At 32.1% G+C, this 277-nt stretch carries 1 protein-coding gene; it reads left to right on the forward strand.

Translation table 11 applies throughout. The features are described from left to right. Window positions 1-217 (forward strand): hypothetical protein (locus AABA86_RS34375; protein ID WP_338309909.1); only part of this gene is annotated, 217 nt, incomplete at its 5' end. Between the last annotated feature and the right edge of the window lie 60 nt (window positions 218-277).

The raw sequence follows: 277 nt of genomic DNA on the forward strand, positions 1-277 counted from the left end.
TCAATATGAATTTGTTAAAAAACATTGTTTGCAAGAGTGGTATGAAAAGGACAAGTACAGTATAATAAGTTTAGGAATCCACTTGGTTGTTTCAATAAAGAAGGAAGAACAAGTCCAAAAAAAAGCACAAGTCATAGAGAAGGACTTGATAGATTATAAATGCTTCTTCATCCATCTTGTGCTTAGAGTCAAGAGTCAAAAACCACCATTGAATTAGTTTATCTTGAAAGTTAATCCATTGAGTTGTGAATTTTGCTTAAGTTTGTCCATGGAGAAC

Source organism: Bradyrhizobium sp. TM233 (assembly GCF_036247965.1).
Classification (GTDB): Bacteria; Pseudomonadota; Alphaproteobacteria; order Rhizobiales; family Xanthobacteraceae; genus Bradyrhizobium; species Bradyrhizobium ottawaense.